This is a genomic window from Chitinophaga sedimenti (genome assembly GCF_023156195.1).
Taxonomy (GTDB): Bacteria; Bacteroidota; Bacteroidia; order Chitinophagales; family Chitinophagaceae; genus Chitinophaga; species Chitinophaga sedimenti.
Window position 1 is genome coordinate 686,613 of sequence record NZ_JAKUKA010000001.1, and the last position, 18,867, is coordinate 705,479.

The 18,867-nt window shown below is 50.9% G+C and carries 24 protein-coding genes and 1 pseudogene; 20 read left to right on the top strand and 5 right to left on the bottom strand.

Annotated elements, in window-relative coordinates:
- The first annotated feature begins 51 nt into the window (after window positions 1-51).
- From MKQ70_RS04030 to MKQ70_RS04090, 13 genes and pseudogenes are all read left to right on the top strand, one after another.
- The gene (locus MKQ70_RS04030; RefSeq protein ID WP_248068370.1) at window positions 52-1,029 is read left to right on the top strand and encodes a TonB-dependent receptor; all 978 of its coding nucleotides are present in this window, start codon (window positions 52-54) and stop codon (window positions 1,027-1,029) included.
- A complete protein-coding gene (locus tag MKQ70_RS04035; RefSeq protein ID WP_248068371.1) occupies window positions 1,026-1,472 on the top strand; it encodes a hypothetical protein in 447 nt (148 codons plus the stop codon). Before MKQ70_RS04030 ends, MKQ70_RS04035 begins: the two co-directional genes overlap by 4 nt.
- Window positions 1,411-2,385, top strand: a complete 975-nt coding sequence (locus MKQ70_RS04040) for a TonB-dependent receptor (RefSeq protein WP_248068374.1) — start codon at window positions 1,411-1,413, stop codon at window positions 2,383-2,385. The genes MKQ70_RS04035 and MKQ70_RS04040 overlap by 62 nt, the downstream gene beginning before the upstream one ends.
- A 52-nt stretch (window positions 2,386-2,437) precedes the next feature.
- Complete coding sequence (locus MKQ70_RS04045; protein ID WP_248068376.1) at window positions 2,438-2,878, top strand: nuclear transport factor 2 family protein; 441 nt, start codon at window positions 2,438-2,440, stop codon at window positions 2,876-2,878.
- Between the two features lie 277 nt (window positions 2,879-3,155).
- The gene (locus MKQ70_RS04050; RefSeq protein WP_248068377.1) at window positions 3,156-4,199 is read left to right on the top strand and encodes a carboxypeptidase-like regulatory domain-containing protein; all 1,044 of its coding nucleotides are present in this window, start codon (window positions 3,156-3,158) and stop codon (window positions 4,197-4,199) included.
- A gap of 40 nt (window positions 4,200-4,239) precedes the next feature.
- Window positions 4,240-4,407, top strand: coding sequence for a hypothetical protein (locus MKQ70_RS04055; protein WP_248068378.1), 168 nt, complete (start codon window positions 4,240-4,242; stop codon window positions 4,405-4,407).
- On the top strand, window positions 4,374-4,910 hold the full coding sequence (locus MKQ70_RS04060; protein WP_248068379.1) for a hypothetical protein: 537 nt from the start codon (window positions 4,374-4,376) through the stop codon (window positions 4,908-4,910). Before MKQ70_RS04055 ends, MKQ70_RS04060 begins: the two co-directional genes overlap by 34 nt.
- Entirely contained in the window at window positions 4,907-6,394 is a 1,488-nt protein-coding gene (locus MKQ70_RS04065) for a TonB-dependent receptor domain-containing protein (protein WP_248068381.1), read from the top strand. Before MKQ70_RS04060 ends, MKQ70_RS04065 begins: the two co-directional genes overlap by 4 nt.
- 12 nt (window positions 6,395-6,406) lie before the next feature.
- Complete coding sequence (locus MKQ70_RS04070; RefSeq protein WP_248068383.1) at window positions 6,407-7,969, top strand: SusD/RagB family nutrient-binding outer membrane lipoprotein; 1,563 nt, start codon at window positions 6,407-6,409, stop codon at window positions 7,967-7,969.
- 261 nt (window positions 7,970-8,230) lie between these two features.
- Window positions 8,231-8,992 carry a hypothetical protein gene (locus MKQ70_RS04075; protein ID WP_248068385.1) on the top strand — a complete coding sequence of 254 codons (762 nt, stop codon included), beginning with the start codon at window positions 8,231-8,233 and terminating at the stop codon, window positions 8,990-8,992.
- Window positions 8,989-9,513 carry a hypothetical protein gene (locus tag MKQ70_RS04080; RefSeq protein ID WP_248068388.1) on the top strand — a complete coding sequence of 175 codons (525 nt, stop codon included), beginning with the start codon at window positions 8,989-8,991 and terminating at the stop codon, window positions 9,511-9,513. Before MKQ70_RS04075 ends, MKQ70_RS04080 begins: the two co-directional genes overlap by 4 nt.
- Before the next feature lie 105 nt (window positions 9,514-9,618).
- Window positions 9,619-9,894 (top strand): hypothetical protein, encoded by a 276-nt coding sequence (locus MKQ70_RS04085; RefSeq protein WP_248068390.1) that lies wholly within the window; start codon window positions 9,619-9,621, stop codon window positions 9,892-9,894.
- Window positions 9,858-10,723: pseudogene (locus MKQ70_RS04090) on the top strand (linear amide C-N hydrolase). The gene MKQ70_RS04085 and the pseudogene MKQ70_RS04090 overlap by 37 nt, the downstream one beginning before the upstream one ends.
- A 52-nt stretch (window positions 10,724-10,775) precedes the next feature.
- Here MKQ70_RS04090 and MKQ70_RS04095 read toward each other — a convergent pair.
- The 4 genes from MKQ70_RS04095 to MKQ70_RS04110 all read right to left on the bottom strand — a co-directional run bounded on the left by MKQ70_RS04095 (window position 10,776) and on the right by MKQ70_RS04110 (window position 13,226).
- Window positions 10,776-11,843, bottom strand: coding sequence for a hypothetical protein (locus MKQ70_RS04095; RefSeq protein WP_248068393.1), 1,068 nt, complete (start codon window positions 11,841-11,843; stop codon window positions 10,776-10,778).
- Window positions 11,844-11,857: 14 nt separating this feature from the next.
- Window positions 11,858-12,361: an ArnT family glycosyltransferase gene (locus MKQ70_RS04100; RefSeq protein ID WP_248068396.1), complete on the bottom strand. Its 504-nt coding sequence runs from the start codon at window positions 12,359-12,361 to the stop codon at window positions 11,858-11,860.
- Window positions 12,362-12,366: 5 nt separating this feature from the next.
- Window positions 12,367-12,981, bottom strand: a complete 615-nt coding sequence (locus MKQ70_RS04105; protein ID WP_248068399.1) for a phosphatase PAP2 family protein — start codon at window positions 12,979-12,981, stop codon at window positions 12,367-12,369.
- 77 nt (window positions 12,982-13,058) lie between these two features.
- On the bottom strand, window positions 13,059-13,226 hold the full coding sequence (locus MKQ70_RS04110) for a hypothetical protein (protein ID WP_248068402.1): 168 nt from the start codon (window positions 13,224-13,226) through the stop codon (window positions 13,059-13,061).
- 188 nt (window positions 13,227-13,414) lie between these two features.
- Between MKQ70_RS04110 and MKQ70_RS04115 the strand changes: the two genes are divergently transcribed.
- Both MKQ70_RS04115 and MKQ70_RS04120 read left to right on the top strand, forming a co-directional pair.
- Window positions 13,415-13,873, top strand: coding sequence for a cupredoxin domain-containing protein (locus MKQ70_RS04115; protein WP_248068406.1), 459 nt, complete (start codon window positions 13,415-13,417; stop codon window positions 13,871-13,873).
- On the top strand, window positions 13,873-14,883 hold the full coding sequence (locus tag MKQ70_RS04120) for a TlpA family protein disulfide reductase (protein ID WP_248081021.1): 1,011 nt from the start codon (window positions 13,873-13,875) through the stop codon (window positions 14,881-14,883). The genes MKQ70_RS04115 and MKQ70_RS04120 overlap by 1 nt, the downstream gene beginning before the upstream one ends.
- A gap of 44 nt (window positions 14,884-14,927) precedes the next feature.
- Here the strand turns inward: MKQ70_RS04120 and MKQ70_RS04125 are convergent, their stop codons facing one another.
- A complete protein-coding gene (locus tag MKQ70_RS04125; RefSeq protein ID WP_248068408.1) occupies window positions 14,928-15,701 on the bottom strand; it encodes a TerC family protein in 774 nt (257 codons plus the stop codon).
- A gap of 235 nt (window positions 15,702-15,936) precedes the next feature.
- Here MKQ70_RS04125 and MKQ70_RS04130 point away from each other — a divergent pair, with 235 nt between their 5' ends.
- From MKQ70_RS04130 to MKQ70_RS04150, 5 genes are read left to right on the top strand one after another with little or no spacing between them, the layout of a single operon-like run.
- Entirely contained in the window at window positions 15,937-16,113 is a 177-nt protein-coding gene (locus tag MKQ70_RS04130; protein WP_248068411.1) for a hypothetical protein, read from the top strand.
- Between the two features lie 5 nt (window positions 16,114-16,118).
- Window positions 16,119-16,910 (top strand): M48 family metalloprotease, encoded by a 792-nt coding sequence (locus MKQ70_RS04135; protein WP_248081037.1) that lies wholly within the window; start codon window positions 16,119-16,121, stop codon window positions 16,908-16,910.
- A complete protein-coding gene (locus MKQ70_RS04140; protein WP_248068414.1) occupies window positions 16,889-17,260 on the top strand; it encodes a hypothetical protein in 372 nt (123 codons plus the stop codon). Before MKQ70_RS04135 ends, MKQ70_RS04140 begins: the two co-directional genes overlap by 22 nt.
- Window positions 17,261-17,272: 12 nt before the next feature.
- Window positions 17,273-17,764, top strand: a complete 492-nt coding sequence (locus MKQ70_RS04145; RefSeq protein WP_248068416.1) for a DUF6770 family protein — start codon at window positions 17,273-17,275, stop codon at window positions 17,762-17,764.
- A complete protein-coding gene (locus MKQ70_RS04150; protein WP_248068419.1) occupies window positions 17,695-18,798 on the top strand; it encodes a DUF6770 family protein in 1,104 nt (367 codons plus the stop codon). Before MKQ70_RS04145 ends, MKQ70_RS04150 begins: the two co-directional genes overlap by 70 nt.
- The last annotated feature ends 69 nt before the right edge of the window (window positions 18,799-18,867 follow it).

Here is an 18,867-nt window from a genome sequence, read left to right on the forward strand (position 1 = left end):
GTTTAGCGCGTCCTTAGTCGCTATAATCGCCAATTTTGTCCTAAAAAACGCATGAAACCATTGCTGGGACTCCTGTTCCTGTTGCTCCCCATTCTTGTAAACGGCCAGCCTGCAGGGCCTAAGCATCAAACCGTAAAAGGCACGGTAACCGATCGCATTACCCATATGCCGCTACCCGGCGTTACCGTTCAAATGAACGATAAGGGCGCTGTTACGGACGCTCAGGGCTATTTCAGGCTGGTCGAAATCCCTGCCGGCAGGCATACCCTGCAACTTTCGCTGATGGGCTACGAATCCGTTACTTTACCTAATATAGAAGTGAATGCCGGTCGCGAAACCGTATTGGAACTGTCGCTCACCGAACGCGTGGTAAACCTGAAAGACCATGTGGTAAAGGGGCGTGGCAAAGGCGAAGCGATTAACCCGCTGGCGGTCGTGAGTGCACGGCAATTGAACATGGAAGAAGGGATGCGGTATGCGGGCAGCCGGAATGATCCGTCGCGCATGGCGCAGAACTTCGCGGGTGTAGTAGGCGGTAACGATGCGAGTAACGACATTGTAGTACGGGGAAATTCGCCGAACGGTGTGCTGTACCGCATGGAAGGCATCGATATTCCGAACCCGAACCACTTCAGCACACTGGGCGCTTCCGGCGGACCGGTGACCATTCTTAACCCTAATACCCTGCGCAGTTCCGACTTTATGACGGGCGCTTTTCCCGCGCCATATGGCAATGCGCTGGCGGGTGCTTTTGATCTGCGCATGCGCAACGGGAATAAAGACAAATATGAATTCCTGGCAGAAGTAGGTTTTAATGGCTTTGAGGCAGGGGCGGAGGGGCCGATCGGAAAACCCGGGAAAGCCTCGTTCCTGGCCGATTACCGGTATTCGACCGTGGCCGTGATACAGTCGCTGGGGCTGTCGGTCGGTACGGGTGTAACGGTGCCCTACTACCGGGACCTGAACCTGAAAGTGCACCTGCCCACGAAAAATGCCGGCGCCTTTAACCTGTTCGCCATGGGGGCGTGAGTAAAATACATTTCGGACCAGATGACGATACCACAGGATTGTACGGTAGCGATAACAAGGACCGCGACCGCCTATACCGCTCCAAAACCGGTGTGGTGGGCCTTACACATAGCTACAACTGGAGCGCCAATACCTTTGGCCGCGCTTTTGTGGCTTTGTCGCTGGCGCAGAACACCGCGAATGAATGGATCGTGAAGGAAGAGGAGCCCAAAGAACCTGCCGTGGTGGTGGATACCCGGCAGGTAAAATCAAGCGTCGGTTACCAGCTGGAGCATCGCTTCTCTTCGCGGAACCAGTGGAGTGGCGGTGTTACAGCGGATTTTATGCAAATGGAGCTGGACCAGCAGTTTATCAAGGATGGGGATACGGGCCATGGTATATATGCAATCGAGGCCTTCGGCGGGGTTGTTGCGGGGCTGGACGAACTGGCAGCATCGCTTTAATGACCAGCTGACGGCTAACCTGGGCGTGTACAGCCAGTACTTCATGTTGAATGGTTCGCTGGCGGTGGAGCCCCGCTTTAATATCAAGTATGCCGGTACAGCCGGGCATGGCGTAAGTTTGGGGCTCGGTTTGCACAGCCAGCTGCAGCCGCTGGAAGTGTATTTCGCGGAAGCCGAAGGCGTGCAAACCAACAGGGAGCTTGACTTCAGCCGTAGCTGGCATGCGGTGCTCGGGTATGATTATTCGCCGGGCGGGCAATTTCACGTGCGGCTGGAAACCTACTACCAGCACCTGTTTAATATCCCGGTAGAAACGGTTCCTTCGGCGTTCAGTATGCTGAATACCGGCGCGCAGTTTGGGTTCCCGGAGAAACCAATGTTGCGTAACGATGGTCTGGGCCGCAACTATGGCCTGGAATTAACAGTGGAGAAGTTCCTGCACAAAGGCTTTTATTTCCTGTTTACCCAAAGCCTGTTCGATTCCAAATACCGGACAAGCGATGCGCGCTGGCGTAATACAGCCTTTAATTCTAAATTCGTGAGCAACTTTTTAACGGGCAAGGAATGGACCTTAAAGCCGGGTTTCAATGTGGGCGTGGATACCAAGGTGTGTGTGGCGGGAGGGCAGTGGTATACGCCGTTCGACGTGCAGGAAACCGTGTCGAAGGGATACCAGGTGTACGACGATGCGCAGACTTTTGCCAAACGCTACGGCACCTATTTTCGATGGGACCTGAAGCTCTCCTTTACCTGGGAGATGGGCCGCACCACCCAGAAGTTTTTCATGGATTTTCAGAACGTAACGGCGCGGAAGAACATCTATGTAAAAAGAATTAATACTACCTCCGGCACCATTTCGGATATTAACCAGATCGGATTTTTCCCGAACGTGAATTATCAGTTTACCTTTTAGAATGAAGGAAAAAGGCGTAACTTTTGTTACCTCTCACCCAAATGCGTAAACTATGATCAAGCGATTTGTCCCGGCCCTGTGCTGTGCCGCCCTGCTCGCCGCCTGTGGCAACCAGGCTGTTAAAAATGACAACGAACGCCTGGCGAGGCAGTACTTCGAGCACTTTAACAACCACGACTGGGAGAAAATGGCCGCTATGTACACCGACACGGTCGAATTGAAAGATCCCAGCCTGGGCACCAGTGTAGTGCTGCAAACGCACGAACAGGTAATCGCCAAGTACCGCGGACTGCACAATATGTTGCCCAACATACACGATTCGATACTCCAGGTGTATCCCTCGGGAGAAAAACATGTGATCGTGGAGTTTATATCAACAGGGGCGGCAGACAGTTTTAAAATAGCCCTGCCGATCGTTACCATTTTTGAATTTAAAGACGGCAAAATCAGTAAAGACTACACGTACTATGATAACGCGGGCAGCGCGGAATAATGCACAGGATATTTTTTAACTGGATGAGGGGCTGCCTGGCGGGCAGCCTCTTTGTTTTATTATTATACCCCGTTAGTCGTACCTCATCCTTTCTTCACGTTTAGTTAACCCCGTCTTAACACAGTCTTAACATTACTGCGCTACTTTCGCCACCTGAAAAAAGGGACCAATACGAACTATTACAACACGTCAATTTTTCAATCGCGAAAACGAATTAATCAACTGAAGAGCGACCTGTGTTTTACGCAGTCATTATTACTAAACAATTTTTTGTTGAATGAAACACTTTTTACTGTTTATCACCGGCCTGCAGCTGGGCGCCCTCGGCATGGCATCTGGTGCGACTGTTCTTAATTCTCCGGCCGCCGACCGGGCAACCCGCACATCGTTTATGAGAGAGGATGTGGTAGTGCGTGGTAAAGTAACGGACGAAAATGGCGATGCCCTGATCGGCGTGAGCATTCACGCCAAAGGTGCTATCCAGGGTGTATCCAGCGACAAAGACGGCAACTACCTGATCGCAATGCCAGCCAGCAACAGGGTGCTGGTATTCTCTTATGTAGGCTACATTACGCGGGAAGTAACCGTGAAAGAAACACAAAGGTTAAACATTCAACTGAAGCAGGATCCGAAAGCGCTGAGCGAAGTCGTGGTAACTGCACTCGGTATCAAACGTGAAGAAAGGGCACTGGGTTATGCTGCAACTGTCGTAAAGAACGAAGCAGTAACCAACGCGCTTTCCAGCAACTGGCTGGACGCCCTGTCCGGCAAAGTGGCCGGTCTTAACCTGGTTCGCTCCAACGGCGGTCCTACCGGTTCCATCAAAGTAATCCTCCGCGGTGAAAATAACCTGACAGGCGAAAACGAAGCGCTGATTGTGGTAGACAACGTGGTAATCAATAACGGCTCTATGCGTCGTACAGGCATCAGCGGCGAGGTTCCCTACGGTACCGGCAGTGATAATATGCCTGCGGACTATGGCTCCAGCTTAAACGATATCAACCCGGAAGATATCGATAATATCACTGTGCTGAAAGGCCCTGCTGCAGCAGCTTTGTACGGTCAGCGCGGTGCGAATGGTGCGATCATCATCACCACCAAAGCTGGCAGCAAAAGCAAAAGAGGTTTAGGGATCAACTTCAACTCCAACGGCAATATTGAAGATATTAACCGCTGGCCCGACCTGCAGTACATCTATGGCCGGGGGACTGGATGGCGCAAATCACTACTCCTACGGCGCCAGCGAAGATGGTCCAAGCACAAGCGGTACATCTTCTGCCTATGGTCCCAAATTCGATGGTCAGAACTTTTACCAGTATGATGGTAAAACGCAGGCCCGTGGCACTACGCGCACTCCCTGGGTGGCACACGAGTCCGATGGTGTGAAATCTTACTTCGAAAAAGGTAAAACACTCACTAACTCTATTTCTATCGATGGTGGCGGCGAAAAGACTTCCGGTCGTTTCTCGGTAACCAACGTGAAAAATACCGGATCATGCCGAACACCGGTTATGACCGTAACTCCGTAGCGTTTTCTATAAACTCTAAAGTGAACGACAAACTCTCGGTGGCTACTAAAATAAACTACACGAATAAACAGAGCGACAACCTGCCGGGTACCGGTTATGGCAACCAATCTATCATGTACTGGTTCATCTTCTGGCAGCCCAGCACCAGCGCCGATGTGCTGAAAGATTTCTGGACGAAAGGTGCTGAGAACAAGGCGATCAAGTATCCGTTCAGCTCTTTCCCGGAAAACCCTTATGCGATCGCTTATTCCTTCCTGAATAAGATGAACCGTAACAACGTTACCGGTAATATTTCCGCTACTTACAACTTTACGAAAGACCTGAGCCTGTTGGTGCGCGGCTCACTCGACCTCGCAGGCGAGCAGCGTTCACAGGAGCGTCCTTATGATGCGGGTACCAAACTGCCTAAAGGTAGTTTCCGTACACAAAATATTTTCTCTTCTGAAACGAGCGTGGATTTCATGTTGCGTTACAACAAACAGGTAACGAAGATTTCGCGGTGAATGCTACCTTGGGTGGCAGCCAGCTGAGAAACCTGTATACGAAAGACGAGCTGCGCGCAGACTCCCTGAAAGTACCCGGCATCTACAAACTGGCTAACGCTGCCGGCCCGCTGGTGGCTTACCCCGATAAGAGCCGCTTTGCGTTCAACAGCTTATTCTTTTTAACGAGCTTCTCCTATAAAAACTTTGTCTACCTGGACGTAAGTGCCCGTGAAGACTGGAACAGCGCCCTGGCGACCCCTGCACGTAAAGACAACGTATCGTTCTTCTATCCGTCTGCAAGCGCCAGCTTCATCCTGTCTGAAGTAGTGCAGTTGCCGAAACAGGTAGACTATGCGAAAATCCGCGTGTCTGCAGCTTCTGTAGGCAGCGGCGGTCAAACGCCTTACTGGACATCTTACTCTTACAGTGCGCCGGCTACTTTCCCGGGTGGTTCTACCAACCCAACTTTGTTGCCTAACCCGGATCTGAAGCCGCTGAGGACAAACTCCTACGAAGCAGGCATCGAAGGTAAATTCTTTAAAAACCGTGCTGGCTTCGACTTCACCGTGTACAGCGGTAATACTAACAACCAGATCCTGAGCCGCAAAGTGGATCCCGCATCCGGCTGGCCTAACCAGGTAATCAACGCCGGTACGGTGCGCAACAGCGGTGTGGAACTGTCATTGAATGGTTCACCGGTTAAAGGCAAAAACTTCAAATGGAACACCAGCGTGGTGTACTCTTCCAATAAAAACAAGATCGTGAGCATGCCGGATTCTTCGGTAGTACTGCGTACCGGTCCTGTTGGCGGCGGCCAGATCGTAGCGAAAGTAGGCGGTAGCATGGGCGACCTCTATGGTTATGGTTACAAACGGGCCCCGGACGGTCAGATCGTGTATGATGCCGCTACCGGTTTCGCAAGACTGTCAGACGGTGTGATTCACCTGGGTAACACCATTCCCAAAGGAAAACTGGGTTGGAATAACGAACTCACCTACCGCCAGTTCCGCCTGAACTTCCAGTTCGATGCACAATGGGGTGCTGTAGCGCACTCACTGATGAACTACAAACTGGCTGAGCAGGGCAAAACCATGATCACGGTGCCCGGGCGTTACAACGGTATCATCGGTAACGGCGTGATCGAAGAAGCAGACGGCAAGTACCGGAAAAACGACAAGCTGGCTACCGATATCGACTACTACTACCGTTCCCATTACGGTATAGACAATGCCGAAGGCAGCACCTTCAAAACCGACTTTATTAAATTCCGTGAGCTGCGTTTTGACTACACCTTCAAACCTGCCCTGCTGAAGAAGATCGGTATGCAGAAAGCACAGATTGGCGTATATGGCCGTAACTGGCTATCTGGTCTCCATGGCCAATGTTCGATCCTGAGTTTGGCACCATCAGCGGTACCGACATCGTACAGGGCTTCGAGATTGCCCAGTTCCCGTCTACCCGTTCCTTTGGCTTTAACGTGTCTTTCGGTTTTTAATATCTAACGAACGATTATCATGAAGAAATTAGCATATATCATTTCCGGCCTGGCGGTTTTTTCCGCAACTGTGCTGACATCCTGCTCTAAGGATTTCGAGCAGATCAACACGCATCCCATCGCTACGCCGATTGCACTGCCCGAGCAGCTGCTGCCCGTTGCACTAACCAACACCGTAACTTATAACATGATCCGTAACCGCAACTTCAACAATGAGCTGATGCAGGTTACCGTTGATATGACCGATGCGGACGGTAAAGTGTTCCGTTACGATTTTAACAGGAACTGGGCTGATTACACCTATACCAACTGGTATATACAGCTCACCAACTTCAAAGACGTATTCAAACAGGCCAGCGATCCCGTTACGCTTGATAAAACTTACCAGGGTATTTCGCTGATCAGCCAGGCATGGATTTATTCCCTGCTGACAGATACTTACGGCGACATTCCTTTTTCTGAGTCTAACCTCGGCAGGGATTCCGCTATCACCGAACCTAAGTTCGATACACAGAAAGACGTATACTTTGGTTGCTTCGCGATGCTGGAACAGGCTAACAGCCTGCTCACCGGTGCTGCTAACCTGAAAATGCCCACCGCTGATCCGGTTTACGGCGGCGTAGCTGCTAACTGGCGCAAATTCGGCAACTCGCTATACCTGCGTATGCTGATGCGTATTGCAGAAAAAGCGGAAGTGAAAGATACCGTGGTGAAAAAGATCGTGGAGATCGTACAAACGAAAGCATCCACGTACCCGATTATCGGCAGCACCGCAGAATCGGCTATCCTGAAATGGACCGGCACCGCGCCTTACGCTAATCCTTATATTGCCGGTGTAAGGGAACAGGATTTCCGTTCTCCGAGCATCGCCAGCTTCTTTATTGATAATCTGGTAACCTGGGACGATCCCCGCCTGAACATTTCCCTGGGTACTGCCGGTTTTAACAGGTGGGCGATCGCACAGTCCAGCGAAGGTTTCAAAGGTGTACCCAGCGGTTATTCCCCGGGCGCCGACGTGGTTAAAAAATCTTACTTCTATTCCAGCACCTCCGCAAAGTCATTACAGTCTGATGAGCTGGGCGGCATGATCCTCACGGCTGCGGAAGTGAAGTTCATCCTGGCAGAAGCTTTTGTAAGAGGTTACATCACTACCGGTACTGCGCAGGCTTATTACAACGCCGGCGCACAGCTGAGCATTCAGCAATGGATGCCTACCTGGGCCGTTGATATCAATACTTACCTGGCTGCGGCGGATATCACCTGGAACGATGCAGTATCGCTTGAAGACAAACTGGAACAGATTCACCTGTTGAAATACTACGCCCTGTTTATGTGCGACATGCAGCAGTGGTTCGAGTACCGCCGTACCGGCCACCCGATCCTTCCCAAAGGCACCGGACTTCGCAACGGCGGTGTAATGCCCGCCAGGATGAACTATCCGATCATGCTCCAGTCGACCAACCCGACCAACTACAAACTCGCGATTGCGAACCAGGGGTCAGATGATATCAACACCCAGGTTTGGTGGCAGAAAAATAATCAGGGCTTAATCAACAAATACTCATCAAGAAATTCAAGATAATGAAGAAGTTTTTCAGATATTCCTGCCTGTTGGTGCTGGTTGCAGCTGGCCTGTACTCCTGCGAAATGGAAGGCAATTATCCGGGTGCGGTGCTGTCGGATTATATTGCGATGCTGGACCTGCGTGCGATTTATAAAACCGAGGACATCACGTTAACGAAAGAAAACATGGCGGGCGCCACTAAAATAGCCGGGGTGGTAGTTTCTGACCACCGTGGCAACAACCTGCCCAAAGCTTTGGTGATGCCAGGACAGCCGCCGTTTGAACCTGATCCGCGGTATTGCGGTACAGCTGGCGAACGCTGCCGACTTTCTGCCGGGCGACTCTTTACAGATCGCTGTGGAAGGCAAGGTGCTGACGAAAGTAGATGGCATCCTGCAAATCAAAGGCGTGGCTGCTGCCGATATCGTTAAAGTATCCAGCAACAACCCGATCCCCGTAAACCGGGTGAACAGCAACCTGTTCGCGCAGTTCCCGGACCGTTATGAGAGCGTACTGTCTGTTATTGTAAAAGGTGGTTTTAACCCACTGCCCAAACCGACCGATAAATTCGGTGGCGACTGGATCGTGAACGATGGTTTTGCCAATACCCAACTGCACACCGAAGCAGGCGCTGAATTTGCAGACAGCACATTGCCTGTATTGGCTAACTACTACGGTATTTACCTGAACATGGTGAAAGACGGCAAAGCGGCTCCGCAGTTCCGTATGCGCCGTTCATCCGACTACCAGGTGTTGAGCTCCGAAATCATCCTGCAACCAATCCTGATCACCGGCTTCGTGAGCGATGCCAAAGGTGGCGACGGTAACTACGAATACGTGCAGATGATGGCTACCCGCGATATCGACTTCGCGGCAACACCGTTCTCTATGGTGGTAAGCAATAACGCAGGCGCCAGCAACCCTACCGGCGCGCCGGCGAATGGCTGGGCAACCGGTAATCAGCGTACTTATAAAATTAACCTGAACCAGGGGGCCGCGAAAAAGGTACTTTCTTCTATGCAGGGGGTAAGAATAAATTGATCAATGGCGGTTCAAGCGCTACACGTCCGGCCTCTACCAGCATTGCCGACGCCAACTGGATACGTAATTACGATTATGTGGCTTTAGCCGGCGAAGGTTTTGGCGCCGCTACAGGCGGCCTGATGGCCAACAGCGGCAATGCATTTGGCATCGCAGTATTTGAAGGTACTACCGTTACCAAAGATACCCGTCCGGTAGATGTAATGTGGGTAAGCGGCGGCGGTAACCTGTTTTCCGCAGGTCCTCCCCAGGTTGGTTACCGCGTATGTAACAACGACTGGTACGATGTAATAAACCCGGTAACCCTGGAGTCACAGCCGTTCTTCAGGCAAGGTACCAACAATACCTTCTTGTCTTATAACACCTCCGATTTAGGTTATTTCTACATCCTGGGTGGTGAGTACAACATAACGCTTGGCCGCTGGACGAAAGCCCGTTCACAGACCAACTACCTGATGAGCGAAACTACGCAGCTGAAGGAAATTCAAAGCGATTCGCTGTCGACCAAGCTGGTAGAATAGTTTGATTGCAGGCTATGAATACAGCGCCGCCGGTTTTTCGGGCGGCGCTCTTTTTTATGCGCCCCGTGAAGTAAATGACAACGGAGGCCCCACCATGGGAACGAAATGAACTATTTGCAGGTTCCGGCGTTGTTAGGGGAAACAGTAACCGCTAAAAGCTACTTTATGCACCTCATCGCCAAAGTCGCCGCCCTGGGCGTAGCCCTCAGCTTTATTGCCCCCGTATCGCAAGCCCCGGCCTGTACACGGGTAGTGTACAAAGGACTGAATAACCTCGTGATCACCGCCAGGTCAATGGACTGGCGGGAAGATATTATGACGAACCTTTGGATTTTCCCCGGGGAATGGCGCGTAATGGCGAAGTGGGGCCGAAGTCCCTGAAATGGACATCGAAATATGGCAGTGTGGTCGCTGCAGCGTACGACTTTTCCAGCACCGATGGGATGAACGAAAAAGGACTGGTAGCCAACCTGCTCTGGCTTGTAGAGTCGAAGTACCCGGAGTGGGACCAGCAAAAGCCCGGCCTCACAATTGCCGCCTGGGTACAGTATGTGCTGGACAACTACGCCACGGTTGACGAGGCGGTAAATGGGCTGCGAAAGGAAGAATTCGCGATCGTTTCCGATAAGATGCCCGGTGCCGACCGGCTGGCAACATTACATCTTTCCATTTCCGATACCAAAGGTGATAATGCCATTTTCGAATACGTGGAAGGCAAGCTGAAAATACATCACGATACCGCCTACACTGTAATGACCAATTCCCCGGTGTTTGATAAACAACTAGCGCTGAACGAATACTGGAAAGAGATTGGTGGCACCACGATGCTGCCCGGCACCAACCGCGCATCCGACCGGTTTGTGCGCGCATCGTTTTATCCAACGCAGTTCCCAAAACAGATAATGCGCAACTGGGCGTGGCCACGGCCTTCAGCGTGATTCGTAATTGCTCTGTGCCCATCGGTATCGCCACGGCAGAGCAGCCCAATATTTCCACCACCCGCTGGCGCTCTGTATCAGACCATAAAAACCTGGTGTACTACTTCGAGACCGCGTTAACTCCTAATGTGATCTGGGTAAGCTTTAAAGATGTGGATTTCGGCGCCAAAACGCCGGTAAAGAAACTGGCGCTGGCGAAGGGGGAAATTTATGTGGGCAATGCGTACAAGTCGTTTGTGGCGACGAAGGCGTTTAAGTTTATGGGGTTGTAAGTAAGTGATATCGGGATCATATGTCGCCGGACATATGATCCCGAATAAGTTGTTAGGGCGCTACTTCGCCCTCCCGCAATCTCACCACCCATACGGTATCCAGGCTCTTATCCCTTGTTGAAGCATTGACGAACTTTCCGTCCAGCCGAGTTACCTTATAAGACGGGAACGTAATCACCGTTTCATATGGCATGCCGGCAGAATCCAATGCTGCCTTGCCTTTGCGGGCCGTGTACAGTAATGTTGCGGAGGTGTCGCGGACGGTGGGGCCGTTGTATATCCAGTCAAAGCTATAAGTGTTGAGGCGATAGAGTTGTACAGGGCTGTTGATGCCTTTTCGATTCAGCCATGCGGCCGTAGTGGAACCGCCCTGGTAAGGGAGGATGTGCGGATAAAAGAAAATATTGAGGAACAGGGCGAGCGCAATGCTGGCCACTGCGCCGCTGAATACCAGTTGTTGCGGATCGCGCAGGCGATACCAGCCGTAAGCGGCGGCAATGGTCACCACGAAATACATTGGCCAGCCTGGTGCGCGGAAAAGCAGGTTGATGGCGGCGGCCAGGATGATGATGATCAGCGATACCACGCGCTGTGTGGTCATGGCTGCGCGCGGACGAGTGATGCTTTGCAGCCAGGCGGCCAGCAGCACTGCGAAGTACGGGAACAAAATATTCAGGTAATGCGGCAACTGAAAACGGGATAGCGAAAATACGATCAGCGTGAGCAAACCAGCACCCAGGGTAATCCATTCAACGCCCTGGCGCAGCTTGCGCAGGCGCTGGAAAATAGCGGCGTACAGCAGCAGGCTGAAAGGCAGAAAGGCCCATAACAACGTGTGCAGGAAAAAGAATGGATCGCCCTTTCCTTTAATGGGGCCCGTATTAAAGAAGCGCCCGAATTGGCTGTCCCACAGGAAAAAACGGATGCCGGATACACCTTGCCGGCCGAACACGAGTTTATCGGGTTGTGCATCGAACTGGAGGTACAGGCAGTAAATTTCCGGGAGGGTGAAAATAGCGGTGAGTAAGAGCCACAGGTACCATTTGGGGCGGAGCAATTGCTGCCATTCCCCTTTCATAGCCCAATGCAACAGCATGCCGCCACCGAGTGGAATGAGCACGAACGGGCCTTTGGTCATGAGCGCGCATGCGGCGAACAGCGCGGCCAGTATAATTTTTTTTCTTTCGCGAGATAGTAGGAGGCGCCGATTAAAAACAGCGTGAGGTAAGGTTCCGCTCTTACATCGTTGCTGCTGATGATGGCGTGTAACGCACATAGATAAATAAGTGCGGCCACACGAGCCGCCATATCATTATAAAAATGTCTGGCAAAAAGATAGGTGTAACGGGCGCCGGCCACCCAGCAAAGGAATGCGGGTAGTTTCCAGGCGAAAGCATTTATGCCGAATAGCTTAAAACTCGCGGCGCCCAGCCAGAAGGGCAGGTGTGGTTTGTCGAGCCAGTCCCGGCCATCGGCGAATAAATTCAGCCAGTCGTTGCGCAACACCATCTGTTTGGAAATGCCTGCGTACAACGCCGCATCGGGCTCCATCAACGGAGTAAACAAACCGGGAATCAGCGAAGCGATTACAGCGGCAATAAACCAGGGATAATACCTTTCAAAAGACGTTTGTTGCATAGGAACTAAGATACAGTATCCAGCTGGCTTCTTTTACGTAAACGGAAGTCTGATTTATCCCACCAGATGAATAAACGCGATACTAAAAATCCGGTAAGTATACCGAACGCGCCGCCCGCAAGAATGTCCAGCGGGTAATGTTTGCCCACATATACCTGCGCATAACAGATGAGCAGGGCCCAGATCCATACCCAGTTCCAATAAAACCGGCGGATGCCCATGTACCGGATCACGAAAAACCAGAAGGCCGCGAGGGCAAAGTGATTAGAAGCATGTGAAGAAGGGAAACCGTAACGGCCGCCGCAGCCAATGAGGTGGCGCATGTATAACACCAGTTCGTCATTATGACAGGGGCGTTTGCGTTGGAACAATGGTTTCAGGATACTGGCGCTGCCGTAGTCAGCTATGGCAAAACAGATAAGCGTGCCGATAAGAAATGGCACCGCTTTATTAGTACGGTGGCGGATAACGAAGTACAGTACGAATATATAGAGCGGCACCCAGGTGAGAGCATTGCGCAGCAATAGCATCACCGGGTCCAGCCACGATACATTTCCAAAATGATGGATGCCAATAAAAATAGATTCATCCAATTCCTGAAGCCAGTTCATCCACTCCATAAAGCTGTAAGAGTTGTAGGTAAATTAAAGTTCGCTGATGCGGATTGCCGGAGCGTTAACAGCACATGATGAAATCGTTATATCGAATCGCCGCGTTGCTGCGATTCCCTTTTCGTGCCGGAAACAGGATCATCCGTAACGTCGGGCGGTAAAATTTCTTCCCGGTCGCGCCAGTTGCGGCGGGCGAAAAAGATCATGAGAAGCGCTGCACCAATGATCGCTGCAATGATTATAGGCCAATTCATAACAACACTGGCGCATCAATCATACCAATAACGGCCGGTTTGCCGGGGATGCGCTTGCGTACCGGAAATCTTAACACAAAGTTTAAACTGATAAAGTGGCGCTCGCCGTGCGGTGTGGTGAAACCGCGACAATACGGGGGATAATAAAAGATATTGTAATTTAGGGCAGACCCAACAACTACCACCAGATGAAAAGACTGCTATTACTGTTTTGTATATGCCCCCTGGCATCGTTTGCACAGCAGGCGACCATTACTTTTCGCGCCCCACGGGCGCCTGCTGCTAAAGTGCAGATCACTGCGCCAGTGGCCGGTAATTACTTTGTAACGCTGCCCACCGATACGGTGTTAAACAGCAAAGGGGAATTAAGCTGGCGGAACAGGGAAACAACACCGGCGGAATTTACCTTTGGTTACCTGGGCAGGAATTACGTGCTGCTGGTAAAACCGGGCCAGTCATACACCATTACGGATGAATCCACCAATGAGCAACAAAAATTTACGATCACCGGTCCCGATGCGACAGGCCAGGAGGCATTAAGCCGCTTAAATTTTCCTTTTACCAGCATTTGTCCACCAATTATTATAGAAAAGATTCGGTTTTTGCAAATAACCGCCAGCGCGTTCTGGCGAACATCGACAGCGTGATGGCGCCTTTTAAGACCTTGCTGGCAGACAAGCAGATTGACCCGGTGTTTTACGATCATGCCTATGACTATGTGCGCACGTACTACGCCAATGTGCTGGCCGGTACGTTTGCACCGGCCCTGCAAAAAGTGGAGGTGAACAAGGATAAACCAGGCTATGATCGCGAGCGTTTGGGGCAGATGAAAACTGATTTTGAGTCGGTGTTTACGATTGCAGATCCGCATGACCTGCGGCTGCACAAGGTCAGCACCGTTTTTTGGTACACAAAATTTTATGCCGACTGGTACCTGAAATACCTGAAACCCGCGTACGACGGTACGTTGGTGCCATTCAGCGACAAAGATCAGCCGTACAAAAGGGAGTACGCCATCGTGGAACGCTTTCGCGATCCGGAGCGGGAGTATCAAATGGCTACTTTGCTGAAATTTATGTTATTGCAGGAAGGCTTTGAACCCTATATCGTGGACTGGTTCGAGGCGTTTGAGGACATGTACCCGAATAGTCTGTATATCGCGCAGTTACAGCCGGGTGTAGATGGCGTGCGCGATTACCTGCGCAGGTCGAAGGGCAATTTTTCATCAGCACAGCGGTTTATTGAAAACGCGGGTGATATAAAAACAGTGGCCGATTTAGCGGCCCGCTTCAAAGGAAAAACCGTGTATATGGATCTTTGGGCCACCTGGTGCGGCCCCTGTAAAGAAGAATTTAATTATACTGCGGACGTGAAAAAGCTGCTCGCCGAAAAAGGTGGCGAAATGCTTTACATTTCGATCGACCGCGATCAGGCTGAACCGCAGTGGAAAGATATGATCAAGTATTACAACCTGGATGGTTATCATATCCGCGCTTCGGCTTTATTGACCGAGGATATCCGCAAGTTGTTCGGGTCAAAAGGCAACCTCGCCATCCCGCGTTATGCGATTATAAAGGACGGGGCAGTTGTGGTGGATGATGCGAGGAGACCGAGTGAGGGTAAGGCATTGCTGGAGCAGTTGGCGGGGTATTTTTAAACGAACAGGCCGTACGATGAGTACGGCCTGTTCGCTTGGGTATGTTACTCCACTTTCCTCGTTGTATTTAATTTTACTTTCGACTGATTCCCGCGCAACTTAATATTCAGTAACTCCACGATCAGCGAAAATCCTAAGCAGGAGTAAATAATGCTCTTACTTACTTCCTGGTGGAACCCACCTGCGATCAATACCACACCGATCACGATCAGGAACGACAACGCCAGCATCTGCAGCGTAGGCTGTTTGTTGATAATGCGTGTTACCGGGCCTGCGAAAGCCATCATTACAATAATCGAAACGATTACCGCGATAATCATGACCAGTACATTGTCTACCAGGCCCACGGCGGTTAAGATCGAATCGAAAGAAAACACGGCATCCACCAGTACGATCTGGAAAATCACGGAGCCCGGGCTTTTGTACTTGGGGGCTGATTGTTCGGCGCCGGAGGGGTGGTCCTGCAATTTATGGTGAATTTCGAGGGTGCTTTTAATGATGAGGAAAAGACCGCCTGCCAGCAATATCAGATCTTTCCAGCTTAGGTTCATTACTTCTCCCTTCAGCCAGGTAAAGGAAAGTACCGGGTCGGTAAGACCGATGATCCAGTTGATGCAGAGGAGCAGTCCAACGCGGAACACCATCGCCAGGCTCAGACCGATCATCCCGGCCTTGCGTTGCTGGTGCTCCGGCAGTTTGCCGGCTACGATCGAAATAAAAATGACGTTGTCGATGCCCAGGACGATTTCCAGGAAACATAACGTGACTAGGCTGATCCATACTCCGGGATCGGCAAAATTAGGGATGATGAACTCCATGTATGTAGTGTAATTTTAATACCTCGCGCAAAAATCAACCCAAATTTGACACCTTCCTGTAAGAAAGTGGTAAGAAAAATGGCGTTGTCTGTCAAAAATAGGGCTTTCACCGCCAAAATAATAACATATACCAAGCGGCAGGCCGCCAGTTTCGGGAATTGTCGATCTTTGCAGCGCCTATACCGCGAGTTATGCAAGTTTTTACACCTTTTCGTTTAGCCCTCCTTTTATTGGTGTGCTGCCCCCTTTTAGCCTGGCGCAGGTAGTTTTCGCCCCTTCGGTGCCGGATTCCGTGTACCTGGCTAAAGTGTCCGGCGACTATGCCCGCCTCGTGAAACAGCGGCTCAAATCGCTGCCGGTACTAACAAAAGCGATTACGAAGAAATATATAACAGCCGTTGGGAGCAGGTGAAAGCTATGTTTGATAAGCGGGAAGTGTATACAGATCCGGCTGCCATGGCTTACATGGACCGCCTGCTCGGCGCCATCCTGAAGGCTAATCCCCAGCTGGACGGCAGCGGCATCAAAGGTTACTTTTCCCGGTCATTCGTGCCGAACGCGGCATACGTAGGGGAGGGCATCTTCCTGTTCAATCTCGGTTTGCTGGAGAAAATGGAGAATGAAAGCCAGGTAGCTTTCGTTATCTGCCACGAGCTGGCGCACTATTACTTGAAACATAGCGAAAACAGCATCCGGCAGTATGTGGAAACGATGAACAGTCCGGACATGCAGCGGGAACTGAAGAATATTAAAAAATCAGAATACGGTAAAAATGCCCGCCTGGAGAAGCTGGCCCAGGGCATTCGCTTCAACAGCCGCCGTCACAGCCGCGATCACGAAGCAGAAGCCGATTCTATGGCGCTGGATCTGCTGAAACGTACCCCCTTTGCACCTGCGGAAGCCTTGTCTGCCCTGGCGCTCATGGACAACATTGATAGTGTAACGGTGGATATGGCTGCCTGTCTCCCTAAAACGTTCGACAGCGGTGCATACCCTTTTAAACCAAAGTGGATAGCGAAGTCGGGCGGACTGCTTGGCGGCCATGCTAACATTACCCGCGATGCCGCCGCAACGGACTCGCTCAAAACGCACCCGGATTGTACGCAACGCATCCGGCTATTACAACCGATGTTGGGTGCGGCAGGCAATACAAATAAAAATCCCCGGACGCGGAAACCTTCGGGAAATTGCGGAGCCAGGCCGGTTTAGAAGCCGTTGCCTATACCTGGGAAAGCAAACAATACAGCCAATGCCTTTACCTGACCTTGCAGCAAATGCAGCAAAAGCCAGCGGATCCCTTCCTGGTAACGCAGCTCGGGCGCGTGTTTAACGCCTGGCATAACGCCCAGCGAACGCATACCCTGTCGCGCTACGTAGACGCGCCTTCGCCGTACAACGATCCCAATTATAACCTGCTGACCCAGTTTATACAAAACCTGTACATCGAAGACGTGGCAGCCGTGGGATATCATTACCTGGCGCAGTTCCAGGCGAAACTTGGGTTTTATGCGCCTTATGGCGAAATCTTTAAAGAAAGTACACGACTCCTTAATCTGTAAATACATCTAAACATGAAAAAATACAGCCTGCTCCTCCTTTTAATGCTCTGCGCCTGCAGCCTGTTTGCCCAGCTCAAAATCGAAAACGTATATTCGGTAAAACTCCGCAATTCGGGGGTAATTACGGAGCAGGGACAAGTAAAAGGTTATTTCTTCTTTTACCAGAGTGATAAAATCGACAAACGCACCAATGAATACACGGTGCAGGTGGTCGATGAAAACCTCAATAAAGTACAGGATATCAAATTCCAGGATAACCGCACCGTAGTTTTGCTGGAAGCGGCTTACAACGGCAGTACCATCGCTTTCCTTTTCAAAAATGAGGAGAATGAAACGCTGGATATGAAAATTTACAACCTGGATGGTAAACTGAAAGTGACCTATACGGCGCCTTTCGATAAAAAAGCGCCAGCTGGATCAACCAGGCTACGGCCATGGCCCAGAGCGATAACGGCGCCAATAATGCGGTGTTCGACGTGGGCGACTACGGTTACCTGGCCATGATCCCGGTGATCGACGGGAAAGACCGTACTTTCGAAGTACGTTGCTATAACTCAAAAAAGAAGAAACACTTCACCTATAAATACGACGACGGTAAATCCAAATACGTAGTAGGCGAGTTTATCGGCGCTACCGACAGCCTGGCATTCTTCACGGTATTGAAAAGAGTGGGCATGTTCGATGCGAAAAAATCACTGCTGGCCATCAACTTCGTTACCAGTCGCAGGGCGTTCGAAATGACGCCGGATGTCGGTGATTATCGTATTACGCCGACGAACGTAATGCCCAAGGTAGAAGCTGGTAAAATCACGCTGATGGGATCTTATTATGAGAAAGATGAAAACGTGGTATGGGATGCCCCTCGCGGCATGGCGATCCTGGATGTGGACCCGAAAGGTAATGTGTTAAGATCTTCGGTGAGTTCATATGATGCCGACCTGTCGAAGTTTCTGCCGGTAAGCGCCAAGGGGAAGATCAAGGATATCGGTTTCCTGTTCATTCATAAAGTACTGGCTATGCCCGACGGCGGCTACACAGTGATTGCCGAAGGTTTCCGTAAAAAAGTAAGCGCCGGTAAAATCGCGCTCATGGCCGTGGGTGGCCGCAACGCCACCGAACTGGAAATTACCGACCTGGTGCTGCTGCGCTTTGATAATGGCTTTGCCCTGAAAGGCGCCGATGTGTTCGATAAGACACGCAACCTGGTAAGTCCGCTCGGTATGGACATGGTTAGCCCGCAAATGGCTGCTATGGTAGTGAAAGGTACCGGCGGCTTTGATTATGAGTTCACAACCGGCGAACAGGATAATTCCACGTTCAATGTTTGTTTCTCTGATTATGTGAAAAACAGCGAGTACAAAGGCCGTACGTTTAACACCGTTCGTTTTAACGGCTCTAAATACATGACCGATAAAATCGAATTGAAAAGTAAAGCCAGCGAAATGCTTGTATTCCCGGCCAAACAAGGCTATGTGATGATTTATGAATACTTCAAAAAAACGAAAACGCTGGAGTTGAGAATTGAAAAACTGGGTTAGTTATATGGGCTGCGGGTGGCATTCTGACATTTCCCGCGCTCCAATCATTCAGTTTCAAGATGTTGATAT